This is a genomic window from Pseudarthrobacter sp. W1I19 (assembly GCF_030817835.1).
In the GTDB taxonomy this organism is placed as follows: Bacteria; Actinomycetota; Actinomycetes; order Actinomycetales; family Micrococcaceae; genus Arthrobacter.
Genome location: NZ_JAUSZR010000001.1, coordinates 396,052 through 418,483 on the forward strand (window position 1 = coordinate 396,052; position 22,432 = coordinate 418,483).

Sequence of the window (22,432 nt, forward strand, 5' to 3'; positions counted from 1 at the left end):
GCGACAAAGGAGTCCTTCATGAGTTCTTCACTAGCAGCCCGGCGGAAACCGGGGAGCCTCACCAGGAGCAACCTCAGCGGGTGGGGGTTCGCCGCCCCCTTCCTGGTCTTCTTCCTTGTGTTCCTTGTCTGGCCCCTTCTTTACGGCCTCTACATGAGCCTCACCGGCAAGTCCCTGACCGGAGCCAATGACAGCCTGATCGGCTTCGCCAACTACGCCGAGGCCCTGGCCGACGCGGGGATGTGGCGCTCACTCGGCAACACCCTCTACTTCACCGTCATCAGCACCGTTCCGCTGGTACTGGTGGCCCTGGTGATGGCGGCACTGCTCAACGTGGGACTCCCGGCCCAGTGGCTGTGGCGGCTCTCCTACTTTGCCCCCTACCTGCTTGCGTCCACCGTGGTCTCACTGTTCTTCACCTGGATGTACAACCCGCAGCTCGGCCTCATCAACGACGCCCTGTCCAAGATCGGCATCCCCAAAGTCGCCTGGCTCAACGACCCCAACGTGGCCATGTGGGCGATCGTCATTGCCACGCTGTGGTGGACGGTGGGTTTCAACTTCCTGCTCTACCTGGCCGCGATGCAGAACATCCCGCACCAGCACTATGAGGCGGCATCCCTGGACGGCGCCGGAGCCTGGCGGCAGTTCTTCTCCATCACCCTGCCGCAATTGACCCCCACCACCGTGATGATCGTGCTGCTCCAGATCCTGGCCTCGCTCAAGATCTTCGACCAGGTGTACCAGATGACAGCCGGCGGCCCCGGAGGATCAACCCGGCCTGTGGTGCAGTACATCTTCGAAACCGGGTTTACCGGATACCGGCTGGGCTATTCGGCAGCCATCTCCTACATCTTCTTCGGACTGATCGTGCTCGTCTCGGTCATGCAGTTCGCCGTCACCCGCCGCAGGAGTGCATAACCATGGCAATTCAGACCCTCGACCGCCCCACGTCGGGCACCAGCACCAGCCCGGAACTCCGCCAACCCCGCAAAAAGATGACCGCGGGCAAGATCGCCGCCGTGGTGGTGGCCGCGCTGATCGCGGTTCTCTGGTTGGTTCCCTTCGCCTGGGCCACCGCCACCGCTTTCAAGACCGAGACGGATGCCGCAGCGCCGAAGATCAGCTGGGTGCCGCCGTCGGGCTTTACTCCCGAAGCGTTCGTGAAGGTTTTCCAGGACGGCAACATCCCGCTCTGGACGTGGAATTCGCTGTACACCTCGGCGGCCATCACGGCCATCACCCTGGTGATCTCGGCACTGGTGGCCTATGCGCTGTCCCGGATCGACTTCAAGGGCAAGAAGGTGCTGATGACGGTGATCATCGCCTCCATCATCGTCCCGCCGCCGGTCCTGATCATCCCGCTGTTCTACCAGATGCTCGCCCTGCACATGATCGATACCTCATGGGCCATCATCCTGCCGCAGGTCATCCACCCGGCCATGGTGTTCGTGCTCAAAAAGTTCTTCGACCAGATTCCACGGGAACTTGAAGAAGCCGCGGTGATGGACGGCGCCAGCCGCATGCGGATCTTCACCCAGATCATCCTGCCGTTGTCCCGGCCCATCCTGGCCGCCGTCGCCATCTTTGTGTTCATCGGCGCCTGGAACAACTTCCTGTGGCCCTTCATCGCCACCAACGACGGCGCGCTCCTCACCCTTCCGGTGGGCCTGCAGACCATCAAGAGCGCCTACGGCATCCAGTACGCACAGAACATGGCCTCCGCCCTGCTCGCGGCGCTGCCGCTGATCCTGGTGTTCCTCTTCTTCCAGCGCCAGATCATCAAGGGCGTTGCGACGACGGGCCTCGCCGGGACCTGATCCGGCACCTTCCGCTTACCAAACCCACCGCTTTCAAACAGACCTCCCACACCAAGGAGAAACTCCGCCATGTCCCGCGCACGGATCACCCTCGACCGCGACTTCACCGTCGGCGAAGTTCCCCGCCGCCTCTTTGGCTCCTTCGTGGAGCACATGGGCCGCTGCGTCTACACCGGCATCTACGAGCCGGGCCATCCTGAAGCTGATGAGAACGGCTTCCGCCTCGACGTCCTCAAGCTCGTCAAGGAACTCGGTGCCACCGTTGTCCGCTATCCCGGCGGCAACTTCGTCTCCGGCTACAACTGGGAGGACGGCATCGGCCCGCGCGGGGACCGTCCCCGCCGGCTGGACGGTGCCTGGCACACGGTGGAGACCAACGCATTCGGCCTGCACGAATTCGTGGACTGGTCCCGCCTGGCAGGCACGGAAATCATGGAAGCCATCAACCTGGGCACCAGGGGAGTGGACGCTGCCCGCGAGATCGTCGAATACGCCAACCACCCCGGCGGCAGCTACTGGTCCGATCTCCGGGCCAAGAACGGCCACAAGGATTCGTTCAACATCAAGCTCTGGTGCCTCGGCAACGAGATGGACGGGCCCTGGCAGATCGGCCACAAGACCGCCGGGGAATACGGCCGTCTGGCGCAGGAAGCTGCCAAGGCCATGCGCTTCGTGGATCCGGACATCGAGCTGGTGGCCTGCGGAAGTTCCAACTCCGGCATGCCTACGTTCGGCGCCTGGGAGCAAACGGTCCTGACGCACACTTATGACGAGGTGGACTACGTGTCCCTCCACGCCTACTACCAGGAGCACAACGGCGACGCCGGCAGCTTCCTCGCCAGCGCAGTGGACATGGACTATTTCATCGAATCAGTCATCGCAACTGCCGACGCCGTCCGGGCCAAGGGGAAGCACAAGAAGCACATCAACCTTTCCTTCGACGAGTGGAACGTCTGGTACCAGCGCGGCCTGGATACCCAGGACCAGCCCCACAACGTGGCCAAAGCCGGCTGGCGCGAGCACCCCCGCGTCATCGAGGACAAATACAACGTAACCGATGCCGTGGTGGTGGGAACCCTCCTGAATTCGCTGCTCCGGCACGGCGACCGCGTCAAGATCGCCAACCAGGCGCAGCTGGTCAACGTCATCGCACCGATCCTCAGCGAGGAAAACGGGCCGGCGTGGCGGCAGACCATCTTCCACCCGTTCGCCCGTATGGCAGAGCTGGCCAAGGGCCAGATCCTGCGTTTGTCCGTTGATTCGGACAAGTATGAAAATGCCCGCTTCGGCGGCACCGACCTGGTGGATGTCAGTGCCACCTGGGACGAGGAGACAGGCCGCGTGGCGCTGTTCTTCGCTAACCGCGGCCTTGAGGAAGCGGCAGACATCGAAGTAGCACTTCGCGGGTTTGATGCCCGCCAGGTCCTCCGCGCCGAGGTCCTGGAAATCCCTGAAGACGGCAACCGTTTCACCATCAACACCCAAAGCGCCCCCAACCAGGTGGGGCTCAAACCGCTGGAAGGGGCGAAGGCGAGCGGTTCCGAACTCCGGGCAACTCTCCCGGACCTGTCCTGGGCAGTGATTGAGCTGGACGTGGCAAAGGACTGACCACGCACTTACGGCAGCTTTAGTCAGCGGCAGCTTCTAAGCGGACGACGGCGGGAGGTCCCGCCGTCGTCCGCTTACCACTGCCGCGGCCGGCCTCCCCGTGGGACGATAGGTCCAGCGGACCAAGGGTGGACTGCGCGTGACGATATTTTGCCGGGGGGCATCATGGCAGTTGCTTCGAATATGGGTGTGCCGGGAGGACTGGACAGCCCAGGCGTGGAAACCGCCAAGCTTTCCGGACTGCTGGACGACTCCGGGGCCGTCATGACGGTGCTGGTTGTCGACGACGACGAAGGGTCCCTGCTCGTGGCGAAGGCCGCCGTCGAAAAATCCGGGCACAAGTGCATCCTGGCTGCGGACGGGGACACAGCCTGGCGGCTCTACCAGGAGCGGCGGCCGCACGTGGTGGTCAGCGACCTGATGATGCCCGGGCTCAATGGGCTTGATCTGTGCCGGGCGATCCGGGCCGCCGAAACAAGCTCCTATACCTACGTGATGCTGCTGACCTCGCACGGCGCCCAGGAGGACGTGCTGGAGGGCATGAGGGCCGGAGCGGACGATTACGTGGCTAAGCCGCTGGACCCGTTCGTCCTGCGCACCCGCCTGCTGGCCGCCCGGCGGGTCACGGCGCTCCACGCTGCCCTGGCCAACGCGCTGGATGAAACCAGGGAAAGCAACGAACGGCTCGCTGAATTCACCGGGCGGGTCAGCCATGACCTCCGCACACCGCTGACCTCCATTTTGGGCTACGTCGAACTGGCCGGCATGGACGCAGAATCGGGCCAGACGGAGGACACCGCAGAGTACCTGGAGATCATCGGCAGCAGTGCGCGGAGGCTGCTGTCCATGGTGGAGGAGCTGCTGGGGTTCGCTTCCATCGGCGGTTCGCTGTCCAGGACCCGGCTGTCGTTGGCGGGCCTGGTGAAGGAAGTCACCGAAGACCTGAGCCTGGGCCTGCGGGAAGCTGGTGCCGCAGTGCACTGTCAGGATCTTATTTTCGACGCTGACGAGAGCCAGCTGCGGGTTGCAGTGCAGAATCTGATCCAGAACGCAGTGGCATACCGCCGCCCGGACGTGCCACCGGTCATCCGCGTCAGTGGTGAGCGCGCCGGGGCTGGCGTGGTGATCCGGGTAGAGGACAACGGCAAGGGAATCAGAGAGGGGGACCGGCGCCGAGTGGTTGAACCGCTGGTCCGCCTGCACCGGGAAGGCGACCCTGCAGGTACCGGCCTGGGTCTGGCGACGTGTGCCAGGATCGCCGCCGCACACGGGGGACGGCTGGAGATTTCTCCAAGCTCCAGCGGCGGTACTACCGTCAGCATCTACCTCGGGGTGCTGTAGCAGCGGCTTTTGGTCCCTCCCGGTTCACCTTTTCGAAACCCGGCGGTCCTTCTTAGTTCTCCCGCAGCCAGCAGTCTTTTCACGCACCCTTTTGTCCGGCACACCCCTTTGCCGGGCAGACATCCCCGAGGTATCAGGAGTACTCCGTGTTCGTGAAAGCACCCTCGGCAGTTCCTCACCGCCCGCCCGGCCTAAGCCTTTCCCCGAGACAGGAACATTTCCGATGCCTGCACACACCATGAAAATTACGACGGCGGCCCTCACCCTGGCGCTTGGCCTCCTTGCGTCCCAGCCCGCCACAGCCGCTGACAGCACCGGCGAGGCCTTCACCTTCGGCGTCATTGGCGATATCCCTTACGGTGCCGCCGAAATCGCCCAGTTCCCGGGCCGGATCCAGGACATCAACGCCGACCGGGACCTGAAGTTCGTCACCCATGTGGGCGACATCAAGAACGGCTCGTCGGTCTGCTCCGACGAATATTTCGCCAACATCCGGGCCCAGTTCGACACCTTCGAGCACCCGCTGGTCTACACCCCCGGCGACAACGAGTGGGTGGACTGCCACCGCACCAACAACGGCGCCTACAACCCGCTGGAGCGGCTGGACAAGCTGCGGGAAGTGTTTTTCAGCGAGCCCGGCAAGACGCTGGGCGCCACCATGCCGGTGAAGTCCCAGGAGAGCCTCGGGCTGCCGGAGAACGTCCGCTTCACCCAGAACCGGGTGGCTTTTTCCGTGGTGGACATCCAGGGCAGCAACAACTCCCTGCAGCCGTGGACCGGGCTGGGCGAAACAACGGCCACCCCGGAGCAGCTGGCTGAGGTGCAGCACCGGACGGACGCCGTCATCGCCCAGATCCACGAAACGTTCGCAGACGCGGAGCGCCGCAACGAACGGGCCGTGGTGCTGATGACCCAGGCCGACATGTTCGATCCGTCGCTGCTTGCCGCGGCCACGGCCAACCCGGAAACGGTCTCCGGGTTCCGCGAGATCGTCAAGACCATCATCGAGGAGACCAACGGCTTCCACGCCCCGGTGTACCTCATCAACGGCGACAGCCACGTCTTCGCCGAGAACCAGCCGCTGGCCGAGGGCTCTCCCTGGCTGGAGGTCTACGGCCAGGCCGCCGCGGACAACCTGCAGCGCATCACCGTGGACGGCTCCGCCAACGCCACGAACTATGTGCGGTTTACTGTGGCCGGCAACAGCGCCGGTGGCGAGGTCCTGAGCTGGGAGAAGGTCCCCTTCAGCCAGTAGGCCCCAAAGGGGGAGCGGACGACGGCGGGAGGCCCCCGCCGTCGCCCGTTTCCTTTTGTATGGAGGAGGTGGGGCGGCCCTTCGGCCGCCCCGCCTCCCTCGCGTTAACCTCGTCCTGCGCCCGACTTTCGGGTTGCTGTTGCGAAGGCATGCAGGACTCGGCCTCACGCATGCCGGAACTGCATCCGGCGGTCAATAAATCCATGGCCGCGGTTGCCGCTTCTGCAGCGCGCCGGAGGCTACCGTTGGGAGCGGTAGCTTGTCAGCGGATGATGCAGGGCTGTCTCCCGGAGAAGCTGCAGCCGCAGGGCACGGGCAGTTTCCATGTGCTTCCTGGCAATTTTGCCGGCGGCGTCGCTGTCCTGCTGTTCGATGGCCTGGATCAGCGCTTCGTGCTCGTCAAGGGACTCCGTCCAACGGTTTCCGGTAGACAGCGTGGACCGAGGGGCGTGGATGAGGTGCGTGGACAGGCGGTCCAGCAGGTCCTCTAGAACACCATTGTGGGCGGAACTCCAGACGGCGGCATGGAACTCCAGGTTTGTGGTGATTCTGGTCTGGTCATCCGGATCCTCGAGCTGCCGGTCCCGGTGAAGAAGGGCCTCGAGCCTCATGAGGTCCGGGAACTGGCGGGACCTGGCTGCTTGCCGGGCAGCTTCCTCTTCGAGAAGTATCCGCATGTCATAGATCTGGATGACCTGTTGCGGGTCAACCTGTGGAACCTGCAGTCCTCGGGCTACCCGTTCGAGGAGACGCTCCTGCTGGAGGCGGGACAGCGCCTCCCGGACGGGGGTCCGGGAGACGCCGAAGCGTTCGGCAAGTGATGTTTCACGAATGGCCGTGCCGGGCTGGTGGACTCCGGACAGGATCTCGCCCCGCAATGTCAGGAAGATGGTCTCGCCATCCACTCGTGGCGTTGATGCTGTATCCGTCACTTGACTGGTCCTTGAAGAATATGGGCTGTGCTTCGTACTCGTAGCGCAGGGTCGGCGGGTTCGAAGCAAACTTTACGCCAGGGTCCCCGCCCGTCGCCCGAAGACGCAACCGGCAGCAAGTCCGCTGCCACCGGGATAGTTGGCGCTGAACAGGCCGCCGAGCATTTCGCCCGCCACGTACAGGCCCTGGATGTGCTTTCCCTGGCCGTCGAGAACCCTGCCATGGGTGTCTGATTTGATGCCGCCGAACGTGAAGGTGATTCCGCAGGTGACACCGTAAGCGTAAAAGGGCCCGGTTTCGATGGGTGCCGCCCAGTTGCTCTTCACCGGCTCTGTAGCGGCGGAGCGCCCGTCTTTGACATTGGGATTGAAAGCGATGCTGCGGTCGATTGAGTTGTTGAAGTCGCTGACAGTCTTTGACAGTTTTTCGGGATCGACGCCGATCCTGGATGCCAGTTCCTCCAGTGTGTCCGCCACTTCCACGGATATACCGGGCATGTCGTACTCTTCGGTGCGCAGCATGGGGCGAAGGGTCGCATCAAAAATCTGGTACGCCACTGATCCGGGCTGCTGCAGGATCTCCTTGCCGTACTTCGCGTAGGTGTAGTTCCGGAAGTCCGCGCCTTCATCCAGGAACCGCTCACCGTTGGTATTGACGATGATTCCGAAGGGGTAGCTCTGACGGGTCAAGCGGTTGGTGAGTTCGCGGTTGCTCTCGTTAGTGGCGGTGAAGGCATCCCACTGGACGCTGTGGCACGTTCCCCAGTCACCTCCACGTGCTGCCCCGATCTCAAGGGCAGCGGTGATCATGTCGCCAGTGTTGTTCGGCGTTCCCCTGACTTTGGCGTTTTCCCAGCCTTCGCCCAGGTACTCCCTGCGCAGTTGAGGATCGGATTCGAAACCTCCTGCCGTGAGGATGACGGATTCGGCACGCAATGCCAGTTCGCCCGACGGTGAATCTGCGACGACGCCAACCACGCGTCCGTCCTCGACGATGAGGCGCTTTGCTGCATGGCTGTACCGGACATCGGTACCCAGCTCGGCGGCCACCCGGGTGTGGTCCGCGATCAGTCCCTCACCTCCGCCGACGTTGCCCACGTGGAGCCCGCCCCAGAACAGGTAGGAACCATCGGGCCGTTCGAAGGCCTGGCGTTCATACATCAGGCGGTACTTCAGGCCCAGGCTGTTGAGCCAGCGGAGCGTGGGCTGGGATTCCTCAACCAGAACCTTCGTCAGGTCCGGGTCATTCCGGCCTTCTGTCACCTTGGCGAGGTCCGCCGCGTACTCCTCCGCCGAATAGGGCGGCACTTCAGTGCGGCCGTGCCGCTCGTCCGGTTCCACCCAGTCCGCCAGGTCCGGGAGGCCATCGTGAGCGATGCGGGTGGCACCGGCGGTGTAGAAGCTGTTGCCGCCGGCAAGGTCTTCGCTGCCTTTTTCAAGCAGCACCACTTTCCGCCCGCGGACCGCCGCCGCATGCGCCGCAGTGAATCCTGCGTTGCCGCCGCCAACCACAATTACGTCAAAAGCCTCCATGCCTCGGGGCTCCGACCCATTTCCGATAGACATTCCTTGTCCTTTCCGTTGATGTTGCATCCGACTGTATACAAACGTATGCAAAAGAACAAGAGGCAATTTTCATGCTGGTCGCTTGCCAGTGAATGGCATCACAGATATAAATGTATTCCGTTGTGTACAAACGTATCCGCGTGGATGCCCGTTGTGCTTCACTTACTGCTGGCCTGGCCCGCAATTACTTTCGCACGGCCCAACAATGTCGTTACGGAACGAGAACTATGAAAAATCCCCTACGCAATGCCCTGTTCGGCCTGGTGGTTGCTGTTGTGGCCGCACTTGCGTTCATCAGTGCCGGTGCTGCCGGCGGATCGAGTACGGCCCGAAACAAGCTCACCCTGATCGCGCCGGCCGCACCCGGTGGCGGCTGGGACGGTTTTGCCCGTGAAGGCCAGCAGTCGCTCAAAAGCGGCGGCGTGGTCAACAACCCGCAGGTGGTCAACGTGCCGGGAGCCGGCGGAACGATCGGCCTGAGCCAGTTTGTCCAGACGCCCGGGCGCGAGGATGCCCTTCTGGTGACCGGCGGGGTGATGGTGGGCGCCATCGAACTCGGTGACAATCCGGAGTCCATGGCCGACGTTGTCCCCATCGCCCGGATGGCCGACGACTACTCGGCCCTGGTTGTTCCTGCCGACTCCACGTTCCAGACGTTGAATGACTTCCTGGACGCCTGGAAAAAAGATCCGGGAGGAACCTCGATCGGAGGCGGATCCCTGGGGTCCATCGACCACCTTCTCAGCGCGATGGTGGCCAAGACCGTCGGGATCGATCCGAGGGACGTCAACTACATCGCCTATTCCGGAGGCGGCGAGGCACTGACCTCCCTGCTGTCCCACACCACGGCCGCCGGGATGTCCGGCTACAACGAGGTCAGGGACCAGATCGAGGCGGGAACCTTGCGGGCCCTTGCCATTTCGTCGCCGGAGCGGCTCGACGGCGTGGCCGTTCCCACCTTCAAGGAACAGGGAGTGGACGCGGCAATGTCCAACTGGCGCGGTTTCGTTGCCGCCCCCGGAACCACCGAAGAAACGAAAGCTGAATTCATCAAAATCATCACCGAGATGCGCAGCACCAAGCACTGGCAGGAAGCCCTGAAGCGCAACAGCTGGACGGACACATTCTCCACCGGTGAAGAATTCGAGCAGTTCATCACCAACGAAGTCGCAACGGCCCAAGAAATCGTAAAGGACCTCGGCCTATGAGCATCACCCAGCACCAACCCGAAGCAGGATCCACCACGGGGCCCCACGGCAAACAGAAGCCTCGCTTCAGGACCGGCCGCAGCGAATTTGTGGTGGTAGCCGTGCTCTACGCAATTGCCATCTTCCTCACGATCGGCACCGCCACCATGAACGTGCAGGGCAAATCTGCTCCGGGACCGCAGTTCTTCCCCATCCTGGTATGCATTGTCCTGTACGTGGCCGCTACCCTGCTGGCCGTCCACATCCTCCGCACACCGAACGTTCCGGACAACACCGTCCACCCCGGACACGGCCAGTTCTCCGCTGACATGCTGCACGACCTCGGCCACCTGGGGAAGGAAGAAGACGCAGCCTACGAAGGTGCGCCGTCCCAGACACCAGGCAAGACCTGGAAGACCTATTCCGATTGGCGCACAGTTGGCCTGCTGATAGGGGCCGTCGTGGCCTTTGTCCTGCTGCTGGAACCGCTGGGCTGGGTCATCAGTGCCGCAGCGCTGTTCTGGCTGGTCGCCTATGCCCTTGGCAGCCGCCGCCCCATCTTCGACGTCGGTGTAGGCCTGCTTTTTTCATCAATTATTCAACTGGCCTTCGGCGCCGCCCTGGGCCTCAGCCTGCCCTCCGGCCTGATAGGAGGGATCCTCTAATGGAACAACTCGAACTCCTCATGGGCGGCTTCGCGCACGCCCTGACCCCCATGAACCTCCTCTGGGTGCTGATCGGCGCCCTCCTTGGCACCGCCGTCGGCGTGGTCCCCGGGCTGGGCTCTGCCATGGCAGTGGCGCTGCTGTTGCCCATCACTTTTTCACTTGAGCCCACTGCGGCCTTCATTATGTTCGCCGGCATCTATTTCGGCGGACTCTTCGGCGACTCCACCTCCGGGATCCTGCTCAATACCCCAGGCCATTCCTCCGCCATCGCATCGACGTTCGAGGGCCACCGCATGGCCAAAAGCGGACAGGCCGCCAAGGCTTTGGCCACCTGCGCAATCGGCGCGTTCATCGGTGGGCTGATTGCCACAACCCTCGTGGTGTTCTTCGCTCCCACGCTGGTCAAGATGGCTACCGTCTTCGGCCCGGCCGAGTACTTCGCCCTGGCAGTATTCGCATTCCTGGCCATCTCCGCCGTTGTGTCCGAATCCGTGATCCGCGGCGTCGCAGCCCTTGGAATCGGCCTCGCCCTGGCCCTGGTCGGGATTGACGGCCCTAGCGGCACCGCCCGGTTCACCCTGGGTACTCCCCAGCTTTTCGACGGGATCTCCGTCATCGTCATTACCGTCGGGCTCCTGGCCCTTGGCGAGGTCTTCCACATCGCCTCCCGCATCCACCGCGACCCTGTGGTCACCCGAATCCACACCAAGGGCCGTGCCCGGTTGGGCCTGGCCGACTTCAGGAAGGCGCTGCCCGCGTGGCTGCGCGGCACGGCGTTCGGTGTCCCGTTCGGGCTGATCCCAGCCGGCGGTGCAGAAGTGCCCACCTTCCTGGCTTACGGAACCGAAAAACAGTTGGCCAAACGCCGGAACGACCCGGAGTTCGGCACCACCGGCTCCATCCGCGGCCTTGCCGCCCCCGAAGCGGCCGCGAACGCCACCGCCGGCACCGCCATGGGTGCGCTGCTCGCCTTGGGACTGCCGGTATCAGCCACGGCCGCCATCATGCTTGCCGCGTTCCAGCAGTACGGAATGCAGCCGGGACCCCTGCTTTTCGAGCGAAGCGGCGACCTGGTTTGGGCGCTGTTGGCCTCATTGTTCATCGGCCTGGTCATCCTGGTGATGATCAACATTCCGTTCGCCTCCGTCTGGGCCAAGCTGTTGAGCATCCCCAAGCATTACCTATACGCCGGCATCACAGTCTTCTCCATGCTTGGCGTCTATGCAGTAAGCTCGGCAATCCTCGACCTCTGGCTGCTCATCGCTATCGGCCTCATCGGATTCCTGATGCGCCGTTACAACATCCCATTGGCGCCGGTACTGATCGCCGTGATTCTCGGGCCCATGGCAGAAACCGAACTGCGCCGTGCACTGGCGGTATCTGAGGGGGACTTGGGCATCCTGGTGGACAGCCCCATCACCATCACCCTATACCTGGTCCTGGCCGCCGCCCTTGCCCTCAGTGCCGTCCAGCACCTGCGGCACCGGGCCAGCCGCAAGGCCTGATTACCCTGGCGAAAAGCAAAGCGGACGACGGCGGGAGGTCCCCGCCGTCGTCCGTTTCGTTTTGTCCTTTGCCTAGAACTCAGTAGTCCCGCGCATTTTCCGGGGGCGGCCGTCCGGGTCTATCAGGAGGCGGTTGACGGGATTCGCCCAGATGCGCTGGAGCCGCCGCACCGGTTGCGGATGGTGCTGCCGCACTTGTCCCCGGGGGCGGTCGGAGCCGCGTCCGGCTCTGTGCCACTGGTCCAGCGCGCCGGCAGTGGCCGTCCACAAGCCGAGCCCGGCTGCCGGGTCGTTGAGCTGGGGGTCATTCTGGTCCAGGCCCAAGTGTTCGGCCCAGAGCTGGCGCCGCAGTGAGTGGGCCAGCGAACGGGATGCATCAGAACCAGCGCTGGTGTCGATGACCGCGCAGGTAAGCTCGCTGTCCGTGGTCCAGGACCGGCGGTTGAAGTTGTCCGACCCGATGGTGAACCAGGTGTCATCGATGATGCAGATCTTGGCGTGGACATAGATCGGAGTCCCGGCCTTGTTCTCCAGATTGAACACGCCGAACCTGCCGGGGGCAACGCGGCGCATCCTTTCGATGGCGCGCAGCTGCCCCACCCGCTTGGGCGGCCCTCCGAGCGGACCGTCCGAGTCCGGGTACCGGGGCACGACGGCGATCACGTTCAACTCCCGGTTCTGTTCGAGGGCCGCAGCGATTCCGGCGGCCACCTCAGAGGACCACAGGTACTGGTCCTCGATGTAGATCAGCGAGCGGGCCTGGGAGAAGGCTTTCGTGTAGGCCCGGGCAACGCTCCGCTCACCGCCGGGGGCGAACGGGAACGGCGGGTGCTTCACGCCGTAAGTGCGCAGCAGCTGCACGGCGTGGGGCCCGGCCGGCGGCGGTGGCGGCGCAGTCTCCGGCAGGGGTTCAGGATGCCGGGGCATATCGGCCAGGCGCTGCAGCAGCATCCGGTACGGTGTGCGGTGGTCCAGCGGGTGCGGGTCGTTCCACCTTTCGGCGAACAGCTCCAGCACATCCGTCACCACCGGGCCGCGCAGTTCCAGGGCGGCATCGTGCCACGGGGGTTGTTTCCCGTACCGGGGGTCCATGTCCACCGCCTGCGGGTCTCCCGCATGATCGGCGTCGTCCCTGCGTCCGTGCGAGAGGTCGATTCCGCCCACAAATGCAACGTCCCGTGACGGGTCGTCACGACGGCGGATGACCACCAGTTTCTGGTGATGGCAGCCGAAGAGGCGAACCCGCTGATCCAACAGGACTTCACCGCCGGCGTCATTGATCTGGCGGCTAAGGAGCTCGTTGGACCGGTTGCTCATCGGGGCCGAGATGCGCTCTCCGTGCGACCTCCAGATCAGTCCGCGCACCTCCACCCCCGCTTCTGCCAACCGCGCCAGCAGCTCACCGATCGTGGGTCCGTCCGGGGTGAGCTTCTCGTCGCCGTCGCCGCGCCAGTCGGTGAACCAGACCCGGTCTCCGGCCTGCAGGGCTGTCAGCTCCTCATGCAGCCGCGCGAAGTAGGTGGCCCCGTGAATCAGGGGCCGCACCAGGTTTCCCTCGGACCAGGACTGCGATCCGACATCTCCGGCGTGCACGCCGGTGGCCGTGTTCCCCCGCTCAGCGCCACTCAAGAACCAGGTACCAGGATTACTGTCCACTCGATGTTCCCTTCGGGCCCGAGGCCTGCGTTGGTGTTCAACCTCCTCAGTAGCCTACGACGGCGTTGAGCAATGTCATCGGGTTGGACTCACCTCCCAGCATCGTGATCTCGCAGATTCCGCCTGCACCAGGCCGTTCAGCACGTCCCTGTGGGGGTGCCTGATGGACGCTGCCACTGGCAGAAGCGGACGACGGCGGACCTCCCGCCGTCGTCCGTTTCTGTTTGTCAGTTGTCCAGCATCCCGCCGCTGGCCCAGCGCCGGACTGCCAGCTTCTCCGCCGCGTCGAATTCCAGAAGCGCCACCCGGCACAGTTCTTCCACATTCTCCGTCCAGGCTGCGGCCAATTCCTCCGCTGTCGCCTGGTCGTGAAGCTGGAAATTGGCGTAGGCGAGGCCCTGCAGGACAAAACTGACCGCACTGCGGGAGACCGGCTGGCCCGCATTGACGCAGTCATCCCGCACCTGCCGGGACAGTTCAGTGCGGCTGAGCGGCGGATGCTCCCGCAACCGTTCTGCCATGGCCTCAAAGACCTGCCGAAACTGGGCTTCCGAGAGCGCCGGCACGTCCGTCACGCGGGTGACCCGCTCCTCGACACCCGGCTGCGCATCGGCCGGCAGGGGAAGGTCCTCATTGGAGAACCGCTTCGAGTCCCAGACCCAGCCACCCTGCGCCGCCGAATACTCGACGTTCTTGCCGATGTGGGAAACCCAGGTCCCAAACTTTCCGAAGCCGCCCCAGTCCGTCTTCAAGGAAGGATCTGCCGTGAGAGCCCGGTGAGCCACCATCGCTCCGACCACCGGTCCGGGGGCGGTCCGGACGAATTCCGCCACCTCACGGATCGCGAGGGAGTGGGCTTTGGCCTTTGCTTGAGCTGCGGCAGGTGCCTGGGTTTGCGGCAAGGAGGCTGCTGGGTGGAGGGGCTCAGCTGTGGTGCCGTTGAGGATCGAGACAAAATCGTGGGACTCCACCACATGGTCAGCCATCTCCCTGTAGGCGAAGGCCACCGCGCCGGCTGCGATGACGGTGGTCATCCGGTCGGCGGCGCGGAACCGCTGGATCAGGGACGTGAAGTCGGCATCGGCTGACGCGATAAAGAACTCCTCGATGCCACCGCCGCCGGAGAGTGCGTCCATGGCGTCGAGCACCAGGTTGATGTCCGTGCTGCTCTTGCCCCGCTGGGTGAGGGAGGGGCAGTCTATGACGCGGAATCCGGCGCGGGTCCAATACGTGCGGTATTTCGAATACACCATGGGGTTCAGGTAGCAGTTGCGGATCAGGAAGCGCCGGGCTCCCTCACCGGGACCTCCTGCAGACAAGGCATCAGCCCAGTGTTTGGGGTCTTCTGCAAACCGCTTCGCCGCTTGCGGATCCAAAGCCTGGAGGCCGGTGAAGACGTTGTCGAAATCAACAAACATCGCCGCGCGGATGCCAGGCCGGCGGGAAGGTGTGAGTGCCGCATTCATTGGGCCAGTGTGCCAGCAACAGTGCGCCGCCCGCTTCCCCTTTGGGTGCGACACGCGAGCATACGGCGGCGGGAGGTCCCACCGCCGTCCGCGCACCTTGTAGTGCGACCCGACTGTTCGCAACTGAAGGTCACGCCATCCAATTGTTGGTGGGTGTTCAGGTTACAGCCGGCCGGTGACGAAATTCCTTTAGGCAGGTTGAGGGAGGTAAAGATGGAATCTCTGCAACTCGTCCGTTTTTTCGCATTAAGTTCTACCGTCGGCGGCACTTCTTGGCAAAAATTCGAAAACGCTTATTGGTCAAATTGAGAAAAGCCCAACCGGCTTAGTCGGGCGCGGGCGACCTTCAGGCTGCGGCTAGAGGCCCAGTTTCCGGGACTGGCTTAAAAAATAAAAGTAGGTATGGTACTGGGTAACGCAAGCAAAGAAAGGCGTGATTCCGATGTCCGGAAAATCCCCCAAAAGCGGCGCTGCTAAAAAAGCCGGCAAGTCGATTCTCGAAAAAAGGGCCGACAAAAGGGCCAAAAACGAGAATAGCGAACTTAATTTCGCAAAGCCGCGCAAAAACCAACGCTAAATAGCCCGCGGGCAGCCGGACAAGGGACTCCTAGCCCGAAACGGCTGCCCGTTCTCCGCGGCGGTCAGGCGCCGCACACCGGATCGAGCGTCAAGGACAACACCATGAACACTTCCTTCACGGCCTTAGTGGTCCCCGGCCCGCTGGCCCACCCCGTGCATATCCTGCCCGTGGAGTTGGACCGGGCAGCGCTGCTGCGGGTGGCGGCGGGGGACATTGGGCATATCGGCGGGACGGGCTGGCATGCCTACCTGGACAGCGAGGGAACCAAATACGCCGAGAACCTCCGGGCGGAAGTCCTGATCCGCGAAGTCGGCGTTGACGTGGAAGCGACAATCCACGGGACGGCCCTGTTCTTGGGTGAGGCGGAGTCAGGGGAGCACGCCGACGCTCCGCGCCACTTGATCCGGCTTGCCGAGCAACTGTTCGACATGCCTTTGGACGCCTAGCCGGAATGGTCTTGGAGGGCGCAATGGCGGGCCCTACAAGAAGCAGCGGACGACGGCGGGAGGCTCCGCCGTCGTCCGCTGTCCTGCTTGCCGGCACGCTGGCTCCTGCCGCGTTTATGTGCCGGGGTCCGCGCGGCGCGCCCCGTCCTCCCTCGCCTTCGACAGGGTGAATATCCCATAGCGCATCGCACCGGTGCGATAGGCCAGAATCATGCGGGGGAGGCTTAGAGCGAAGAGGTTGCGTGCGCCAAGGGCCACGCGACGGGTCTCCCGATCGACGAGCAAGGCCTTCACGAGTCGACGGGCGCAGATCGTCCAGGTGCGTGCGACGCGTCGGCTGACATCCTCATAGTCATTGACCATGAAGCCCGCTGCCCTTGCCATCGCCTCGTACTCCTCGCGCGTACCCATCGAGGGCAGGCGCCCTTCGCGGCAGATCGGCTCGAGCAGGTGGCGAAGCTTCCAGCCGCTGGCATCAGTCTCGGCCAGCCACGCGCAGACCACGAAGCGGCCGCCGGGCGCCAGCACCCGATGTGCCTCGGCGAAGAACCTTTGCTTATCGACCATGTGCTCGCTCGACTCGATCGCCCATGCGGCATCGGCCGAGGCGTCGGGCAGCCCGTTGGCCAGCCAGTCCCGGAGCTGGATGTCCACGCCAGGTACGGGATGCGCGGCGGCGAAGCGGGCCTGCTCGGCGGACAGCGTGAAGCCGGTAACGCTGACCCTGTGTGTCAGCGCGAGCTGCCGTGCGGTTGAGCCATAGCCGCAGCCAATGTCTACGCACGCTTCGCCGGGCAGAAGGCGAAGCCGCTCGTCGACAGTATCGACCAGCGCCTCGACGGCCTCGGCGGGCTTCTCGCGACCGGTCGACCATAGCCCGTGATGGACATGCTCTCCCCACACCCGGCGATAAATCGGGTCGAGCTCGTCGTAGTGATCCGCAACTGCCGCGGCGTTCTGGGAAATAGTGGGGACGATCACGCCGTCACCCTACAACGCCGATCCACGCGATCGTAAGGTCCAGGCTCAGATCTCCTCAGCTTCTAAAGGGGGTGGTGTCTGCCTGCCGGGCAGCGGAGAGAAGGGTGCCAGGAGCGACCAACAGGAAATCCTTTATGCCGATCGGGTATGGCCTTCCCCCAGGTTTGGTCTTAGACAGCATTGGGATTAAGCCCTGACATTGGGGTTACTCATGGATGAAAGGAACCCATGTCCATTTCCGTGGAATCTTCCGCAGACGCACCTGCCTACCCGGAAATCTGCCAGGATGCCCAGCACCATCTTGCACGGCGGGCGCTGGCAGCCCGGCCCTCAGAGGTCCGCAAGGTGTTCCGGGCAGCCCAACGGCCAGGAATGATTTCCTTTGCCAACGGCGCTCCCTACCTGGGAGCCCTGCCGTTTGACCGGATCGCCCTGGACGCGCACCGGATCCTGCTCGAAAGCGGAGAGCGTTCGTTCCAGTATGGAGCCAGCGACGGCATCCCCGAACTGCGGGGCCATATTGCCGAGCTCATGAAGCTCGAAGGCATCACCGCGGAGGCGGACCAGGTGCTGGTGACGTCCGGAAGCCAGCAGGCCCTTGACGTGGCTGCGCGCGTCCTGGTCAACCCCGGTGATGTCATCTTCGCCGAGGCGCCCTCCTACGCCGGCGGAATGGCCGTCTTCACGAGTTACGAGGCTGAGATCGTCCATGTGCCGATGGATGCTGACGGGCTCATCCCGGAGGAACTGGAGCGGCTGATCGGTGAAGTACGGGCAGCCGGGAAATCCGCCAAAGGCCTTTACACCATTCCCAACTTCCAAAACCCGGGTGGCGTCAACCTTTCCCTGCAGCGGCGCCGCCGGGTGGGTGAGCTGTGCCGCAGCAACGATCTGCTGATCTTCGAGGACAACCCCTACGGGCTCCTCGGGTTAGTCCAATGGGTAAGGGCTGGGGTCAGTGAAAGGGAAGTTCTGAGCCCCGGGGGAAAGACACGATTCCTTGTGCGGGGGTCATGGTGAGCCACTCGCCGCCTCGGTTGTTGGCAAAAATAATGACTCTTTCAGCGGTGTCGAGTGGGTCGCCGTCCCGGTAGGGCCCTCCTGCAGTGCAGGTCGGGGGGCGTGGAGGTGATGCGCAGGTTCCCCTCTCCGGGCTTCCCTTTGAGTACCTGCTCGACTTCCACGAGGTGGGTCGTGGCCTGGTGACCGTAAATTGTGGTCTCTCCGGCCTGGCTTACAGGCTTTCCGATGAGCACCAGGCCGGCGTTGTCGTATTGGTCCTGAGGGTTGGCGAACCGGACCCAGTCCACGCACGCAAAGGGGCCACCGCTTGGAACGGGGCTGCTGGCGGGGCCAGGGATTGAGCTAGTGGCCTTCGTCGTGGGTTTGGCAGTTCCCGGCCCGCCCGCCAACTTGTCGCCGCACGATGTCAGCAGCATGGTGAGAAGTAGGGGCAGGATCAGGTATCTCTCCATAACCGAACGCGTTTCATTGTGCTCCCTCAAAGGTGGATGCTGATCGGCGGAAATAGAGTTGCGTACCTGCACTCACGGATGGCGCTCTCGGGGGAACGACATCATAAGGCGCAGTATGTGAAGACGGGCGACTGATCGGTTCATCCTGGCGCACTTCGCGTGGGGTAGGAGGGTATCCCTCCGCCGGAGCCGGAGGCCATAAAGACACCAACTTGGGTTTCTCCATCGCTTTGGAAGACGGGGATCTCGCGCGGAGGGCGCGGGCTGCTGAAGTTCTTGACGGCGTCTTCCGGGCTGGTTGGCATGGGGCCGCCATATAGGTCGCTCGCGTAGGCGTAACCGGACTGCCCGTTGGTGGCCATCACAGCGATAAGATCGGGCGTTCCGTTCTCCTGGCTTTCGACGCCGTAGGTTTCGCCCTTGGCATTGACACCCAGTGGTGTTCGTTCCTGCTTCACATACTCGGCCGTAAGCTGCCAGCGGGCCTCGGGGCCGGCCTTGATCGTTACACTGTCCTGGCCGGGGGCGAGGGGGATGGTGTAGCCGCTCCAGCCCAGCCTGTCGCTGACCGCATCCTCCTCCGAGCAGCTGCTGGACGCACCGTCAGGAAACTCAAACCAGCCAGGGGTCAGGCACCTGAGTTCCATTTGAATCCCCGTGGTCCCCTGGGGAGGAGTGCCCAGCTCAACGGTTGCTGTGCCCGCGTAGGTTGTGGTCACAGGCGACGCCAACGGGGTCACCTTTTCGCCCCCGGGGATGAAGAAGAGCCCTGCCGCCGCCGCTCCAATGCCAAGCAGTCCGGCACCGGCCAGAGCGCCGGTACCAAGCCACACCCTGGTGCGCCTCCGCTTAGCGGCCGGTGTTTCCTTCATGACCTGGGAGACGAGTTCTGCCCGCAGGGCGTCACTGAAGCGATCATCGACGTGGAGCTGATTCATGGCCGTCCTCCTTCCAATACCGGGGTTGGAGTGGTCGGCGGGTTTGTTGTTGCATCCCCGTCGAGGGCTGCTCTGAGCCGCTGCCGGGCCCGGTGGATCCTTGATTTCGCTGCTGCAGGGGTCAGATTTAGAACAGCGGCGGCGGCAACGATGGTGTGTTCCTCGAAGACGACCAGCGTGACCAGGTGCAAGTCCTCGGCCGTCAGTGTGGCCAGAGCCCGTGCAAGGTCATGGTCAAGAGCGTCCTGGTAAGAGCGGTAAGAATCTGCTGTTGGGTCGCTGACGTCCTCGGTTCGAGGAAGGGCTTTCAGGAGGCGTTGGTAGCGCAATGCCGTCCGGGCGCTGTTACGTGCCATGTTCGTGGTCGTCACCAGCAACCACGGAAGTATCGATCCTTCCACGACCCGGACCTGCTTTCGCCGCCGCCAGAGCTCAAGGAAGGAGGCAGCAATAATGTCTTCAGCGTCGTGGTGATTCCCGCACAGCCGGTACGCATGGCGGAAGACCCTGTCCCGATGCCTGTCGTAAAGGGCACCAAAGGCATCCCCCTGGCCCAGAAGACTCTGGCGCCACAACCCATCTTCGCTGTCTTCGTTCTTCCCCATGCCCATTAGTGTCCGGCAAAGCCCAAAAGGTTTCACTGAATCCGAAAAAGTTTAAGATCCACGCACGAGTGCACAGAAATACCCCTGCCCCGAATCAACGAGCGGTTATTCCCAAAAGCAAATGCCCTTCTAGAACCCGGGTCACTGGTGATAACAGTCGCCCAGTCCTAATGAGGTCCAAGACCAGCACACTCCGGCACAACCGGGCTATGGGCAATTGCCCCTAGATCGTCTCGGTAGCCGATCTTCAACGGACACCCTGCAAGCCCCATTGGTGTTCTAGATGGGACTGTGGCCGGCGGCCGGGGTGTCCTAGCAGCTTCAAGTTTCTGGGGCGCCCCTACGCGTTTTGATCGATGTGATTTGATCCATATCGGGTGGCGGAGGGGCTGGCGGCGGGGCGGTAGCTGCCGGGGAGCTTGTCGGAGTGCATTGCGATTCCGCGCCACACCTGGGTCATTCCTCGCCGCCCCAGCTTGCTAGCGCGTCGATCGCCTCGCGCAAGGCGAGCCCGCGATCGGTCAGCGCGTAGGCCCGGGTGTTGTGCCGGAGGGGCAGGCGGGACAGTACGCCGGCGGCCTCGAGCTCGCGCAGGCGGGTCGCGAGAATGTTCGTCGGCACTCCGAGGTCGCGCTGCAGATCGCCGTAGCGCTGTGGCCCGTCGAGCAGCCGCTCCACGATGAGCAAGGCCCACCGCGCTCCGACGATGTCGAGGGCCGCGGCGAGGTTGCTCACTCGGTCGGATCGGCGTCCGGTTTCATCCAAAACGGCGAGTAGTGGTAGCCGTCGGGGTCGTCAAATTGGCGCTGGTACATGAAGGGGTAGTCGTCGGTGTCACCGATCCGCCCGCCGGCGGCGCGGGCGCGTTCGGTGAGCTCGTCGACCGCCTCGCGGCTGCCGAGGTCGAATGAGACCGTGACCTTCGAGGGGGTGTCGGGTCCGCCGACCAGCTCCTCGGCGCCGCCAACGCGCGCGTACATCTCGCGGCTGCCGAGCATGACGTACTGCTCGGGCGCGATCGCGAAGCATGACACGTTGTGATCGGACATCTCGGCGTTGAGGGTCCAGCCGAGGGCGGTATAGAAGGCTGTCGCGCGCTCAACGCTCTCAACCGGGCATGTGATGAAAAGGCTCATGCGGCCTATACTTGCAAAATGCAAGTACGGCGTCAAGCCTCAGCCGCACTTCACGACTTGCGGGCTTGTGGGAGCCCATTCAGAGGTACGGCGAGTGATAGGGACCAGACCGTGCGTCCGGCATTGGTGCAGACGGGGATCCCTCACCGCGCTTCTAGCGCCCAGTCAGAGAGCCTGTTTTTAGCGCTTCAGCGTGGTGCATGACGAGAGAAGCTGCGACCAAGACCGCAGAGAATAAGACACACACGACTGGGGCTAGCAGGTAGATGGTCGTAACCAGTATTGCCACGGGTGCGTCCGCTGCGAATGTAGTGGTGCCGAAATTACCAATGATGAGCGGGCTCATCACTACCAATAGGGCGGCGATTACAGCTAGAGCTATCCCTGTACGCATCGTCTTCGTTGGCAACCTTGACGCTTCCATCTTGGACCCCCATCCATCAATCAGGTGAGTACCAGACAAACAGCAGAACCCGCCTGCCGCAAGGAGTTGGCCAAGAACGTTACCTCCTGGACACCGTTATGGCTTCGACGCGCCTTGAAGCGGATCCTACGTGCCGGGGGAAAACTGCCATGGGCCGGAGGGACGGCCATGAGCACATCCCGAGAGACGCCCGCCCGCAACCCGTCCCGTTAGGCAATCCTCTACCGGACTGGTTGGAACGGCCAATGGTCTGGATAAGTGTGAGGAACAGCGACGACTTGCACTTCGTCCTCGTAGACAAGTCGGCCCGGGCTGCGGGTGCGAAGCGCCATCCAGGGGATGTTGTGCCGGTCGAGTAGGTCTAGGTATGCAGCCGTCATATCGAGAAGTTGCGTGGACTCAGCTTTGAACCACGACCTGGCGCCAGGGTTCAGCTCCAAGTCGTAGCAATCAGCCACAATGGTTGTCGGGTCCGTATACGCCGCGTTCGCGTTGGCGTTGGCAATTTGGAGCCACTGCTTATCTGCTTCACCCAAAAGCCCTTCATTCCTAAGGCCGTTGGCCATCGCGAAAACTCCTGGAAATCGTCCGCGACGGTTAGGGACGGCACTTTGATAGCGAATGAACTCACCCATGCAAAGAGAGTACGCAGTCATGGGCCACCCTCAGATCACCTGCCCCGTGAACACCGGCTCCATGCTCCTTTAAGCCAGTAGAGTGCGTCCCATGACATTGGGGGATGCCACGCCGAACGCTGACCGTCGTCCGTGGACCTTCGCCGCGGTCTGCGTCATGGTCCCCGCTCTTACGCTGATGGTGTTCAACCTGACCGATCCGGTGACC

The 22,432-nt window shown here is 63.3% G+C and carries 20 protein-coding genes; 10 read left to right on the forward strand and 10 right to left on the reverse strand.

The genetic code is table 11. The features are described from left to right. The first annotated feature begins 18 nt into the window (after positions 1-18). The 5 genes from QF038_RS01775 (at position 19) to QF038_RS01795 (ending at position 6,024) form a co-directional block, all read left to right on the forward strand. Positions 19-921 (forward strand): carbohydrate ABC transporter permease, encoded by a 903-nt coding sequence (locus QF038_RS01775; RefSeq protein WP_307608156.1) that lies wholly within the window; start codon positions 19-21, stop codon positions 919-921. Between the two features lie 2 nt (positions 922-923). Beyond that, entirely contained in the window at positions 924-1,820 is an 897-nt protein-coding gene (locus QF038_RS01780; protein ID WP_307608159.1) for a carbohydrate ABC transporter permease, read from the forward strand. Positions 1,821-1,889: 69 nt separating this feature from the next. Beyond that, a complete protein-coding gene (locus tag QF038_RS01785; RefSeq protein ID WP_307608161.1) occupies positions 1,890-3,428 on the forward strand; it encodes an alpha-N-arabinofuranosidase in 1,539 nt (512 codons plus the stop codon). A gap of 165 nt (positions 3,429-3,593) precedes the next feature. Further along, a complete protein-coding gene (locus QF038_RS01790; RefSeq protein ID WP_307608163.1) occupies positions 3,594-4,769 on the forward strand; it encodes a response regulator in 1,176 nt (391 codons plus the stop codon). Between the two features lie 223 nt (positions 4,770-4,992). Then, the gene (locus QF038_RS01795) at positions 4,993-6,024 is read left to right on the forward strand and encodes a hypothetical protein (RefSeq protein WP_307608165.1); all 1,032 of its coding nucleotides are present in this window, start codon (positions 4,993-4,995) and stop codon (positions 6,022-6,024) included. Positions 6,025-6,263: 239 nt separating this feature from the next. Here the strand turns inward: QF038_RS01795 and QF038_RS01800 are convergent, their stop codons facing one another. Beyond that, positions 6,264-6,956 carry a GntR family transcriptional regulator gene (locus QF038_RS01800; RefSeq protein ID WP_307608167.1) on the reverse strand — a complete coding sequence of 231 codons (693 nt, stop codon included), beginning with the start codon at positions 6,954-6,956 and terminating at the stop codon, positions 6,264-6,266. Positions 6,957-7,028: 72 nt separating this feature from the next. Continuing rightward, positions 7,029-8,522 (reverse strand): FAD-dependent tricarballylate dehydrogenase TcuA, encoded by a 1,494-nt coding sequence (gene tcuA / locus QF038_RS01805; protein WP_307608169.1) that lies wholly within the window; start codon positions 8,520-8,522, stop codon positions 7,029-7,031. Positions 8,523-8,749: 227 nt separating this feature from the next. On the opposite strand from tcuA, the gene QF038_RS01810 reads away from it, so the two are divergent. Genes QF038_RS01810 through QF038_RS01820 form a run of 3 tightly spaced genes read left to right on the forward strand, consistent with a single transcriptional unit; the run spans position 8,750 to position 11,882 of the window. Next, the gene (locus QF038_RS01810) at positions 8,750-9,730 is read left to right on the forward strand and encodes a tripartite tricarboxylate transporter substrate binding protein (protein ID WP_307608171.1); all 981 of its coding nucleotides are present in this window, start codon (positions 8,750-8,752) and stop codon (positions 9,728-9,730) included. Then, on the forward strand, positions 9,727-10,374 hold the full coding sequence (locus QF038_RS01815) for a tripartite tricarboxylate transporter TctB family protein (protein ID WP_307608173.1): 648 nt from the start codon (positions 9,727-9,729) through the stop codon (positions 10,372-10,374). Before QF038_RS01810 ends, QF038_RS01815 begins: the two co-directional genes overlap by 4 nt. Beyond that, complete coding sequence (locus tag QF038_RS01820) at positions 10,374-11,882, forward strand: tripartite tricarboxylate transporter permease (RefSeq protein ID WP_307608175.1); 1,509 nt, start codon at positions 10,374-10,376, stop codon at positions 11,880-11,882. Before QF038_RS01815 ends, QF038_RS01820 begins: the two co-directional genes overlap by 1 nt. A gap of 72 nt (positions 11,883-11,954) precedes the next feature. Here QF038_RS01820 and QF038_RS01825 read toward each other — a convergent pair whose 3' ends face one another. Both QF038_RS01825 and QF038_RS01830 read right to left on the reverse strand, forming a co-directional pair. Then, positions 11,955-13,538 carry a phospholipase D-like domain-containing protein gene (locus QF038_RS01825; protein ID WP_307608177.1) on the reverse strand — a complete coding sequence of 528 codons (1,584 nt, stop codon included), beginning with the start codon at positions 13,536-13,538 and terminating at the stop codon, positions 11,955-11,957. A 227-nt stretch (positions 13,539-13,765) separates the two neighbouring features. Beyond that, on the reverse strand, positions 13,766-15,004 hold the full coding sequence (locus QF038_RS01830) for an NYN domain-containing protein (RefSeq protein WP_307608179.1): 1,239 nt from the start codon (positions 15,002-15,004) through the stop codon (positions 13,766-13,768). A gap of 681 nt (positions 15,005-15,685) precedes the next feature. On the opposite strand from QF038_RS01830, the gene QF038_RS01835 reads away from it, so the two are divergent. Further along, positions 15,686-16,030: a hypothetical protein gene (locus tag QF038_RS01835; RefSeq protein WP_307608181.1), complete on the forward strand. Its 345-nt coding sequence runs from the start codon at positions 15,686-15,688 to the stop codon at positions 16,028-16,030. A gap of 114 nt (positions 16,031-16,144) precedes the next feature. Here QF038_RS01835 and QF038_RS01840 read toward each other — a convergent pair whose 3' ends face one another. Continuing rightward, positions 16,145-17,011: a class I SAM-dependent methyltransferase gene (locus QF038_RS01840; protein WP_307608183.1), complete on the reverse strand. Its 867-nt coding sequence runs from the start codon at positions 17,009-17,011 to the stop codon at positions 16,145-16,147. 228 nt (positions 17,012-17,239) lie between these two features. Between QF038_RS01840 and QF038_RS01845 the strand changes: the two genes are divergently transcribed. Beyond that, positions 17,240-18,031 (forward strand): aminotransferase class I/II-fold pyridoxal phosphate-dependent enzyme, encoded by a 792-nt coding sequence (locus tag QF038_RS01845; RefSeq protein ID WP_307608185.1) that lies wholly within the window; start codon positions 17,240-17,242, stop codon positions 18,029-18,031. A 595-nt stretch (positions 18,032-18,626) separates the two neighbouring features. Here QF038_RS01845 and QF038_RS01850 read toward each other — a convergent pair. The 5 genes from QF038_RS01850 to QF038_RS01870 form a co-directional block, all read right to left on the reverse strand. Continuing rightward, complete coding sequence (locus tag QF038_RS01850; RefSeq protein WP_307608187.1) at positions 18,627-19,424, reverse strand: peptidase M56 family protein; 798 nt, start codon at positions 19,422-19,424, stop codon at positions 18,627-18,629. Then, entirely contained in the window at positions 19,421-20,029 is a 609-nt protein-coding gene (locus QF038_RS01855) for an RNA polymerase sigma factor (RefSeq protein WP_307608189.1), read from the reverse strand. Before QF038_RS01855 ends, QF038_RS01850 begins: the two co-directional genes overlap by 4 nt. 456 nt (positions 20,030-20,485) lie before the next feature. Beyond that, a complete protein-coding gene (locus tag QF038_RS01860) occupies positions 20,486-20,764 on the reverse strand; it encodes a helix-turn-helix domain-containing protein (protein WP_307608191.1) in 279 nt (92 codons plus the stop codon). Further along, positions 20,761-21,165: a VOC family protein gene (locus QF038_RS01865; protein ID WP_307608194.1), complete on the reverse strand. Its 405-nt coding sequence runs from the start codon at positions 21,163-21,165 to the stop codon at positions 20,761-20,763. The genes QF038_RS01860 and QF038_RS01865 overlap by 4 nt, the downstream gene beginning before the upstream one ends. A gap of 645 nt (positions 21,166-21,810) precedes the next feature. Further along, positions 21,811-22,224: a hypothetical protein gene (locus tag QF038_RS01870; protein WP_307608196.1), complete on the reverse strand. Its 414-nt coding sequence runs from the start codon at positions 22,222-22,224 to the stop codon at positions 21,811-21,813. Between the last annotated feature and the right edge of the window lie 208 nt (positions 22,225-22,432).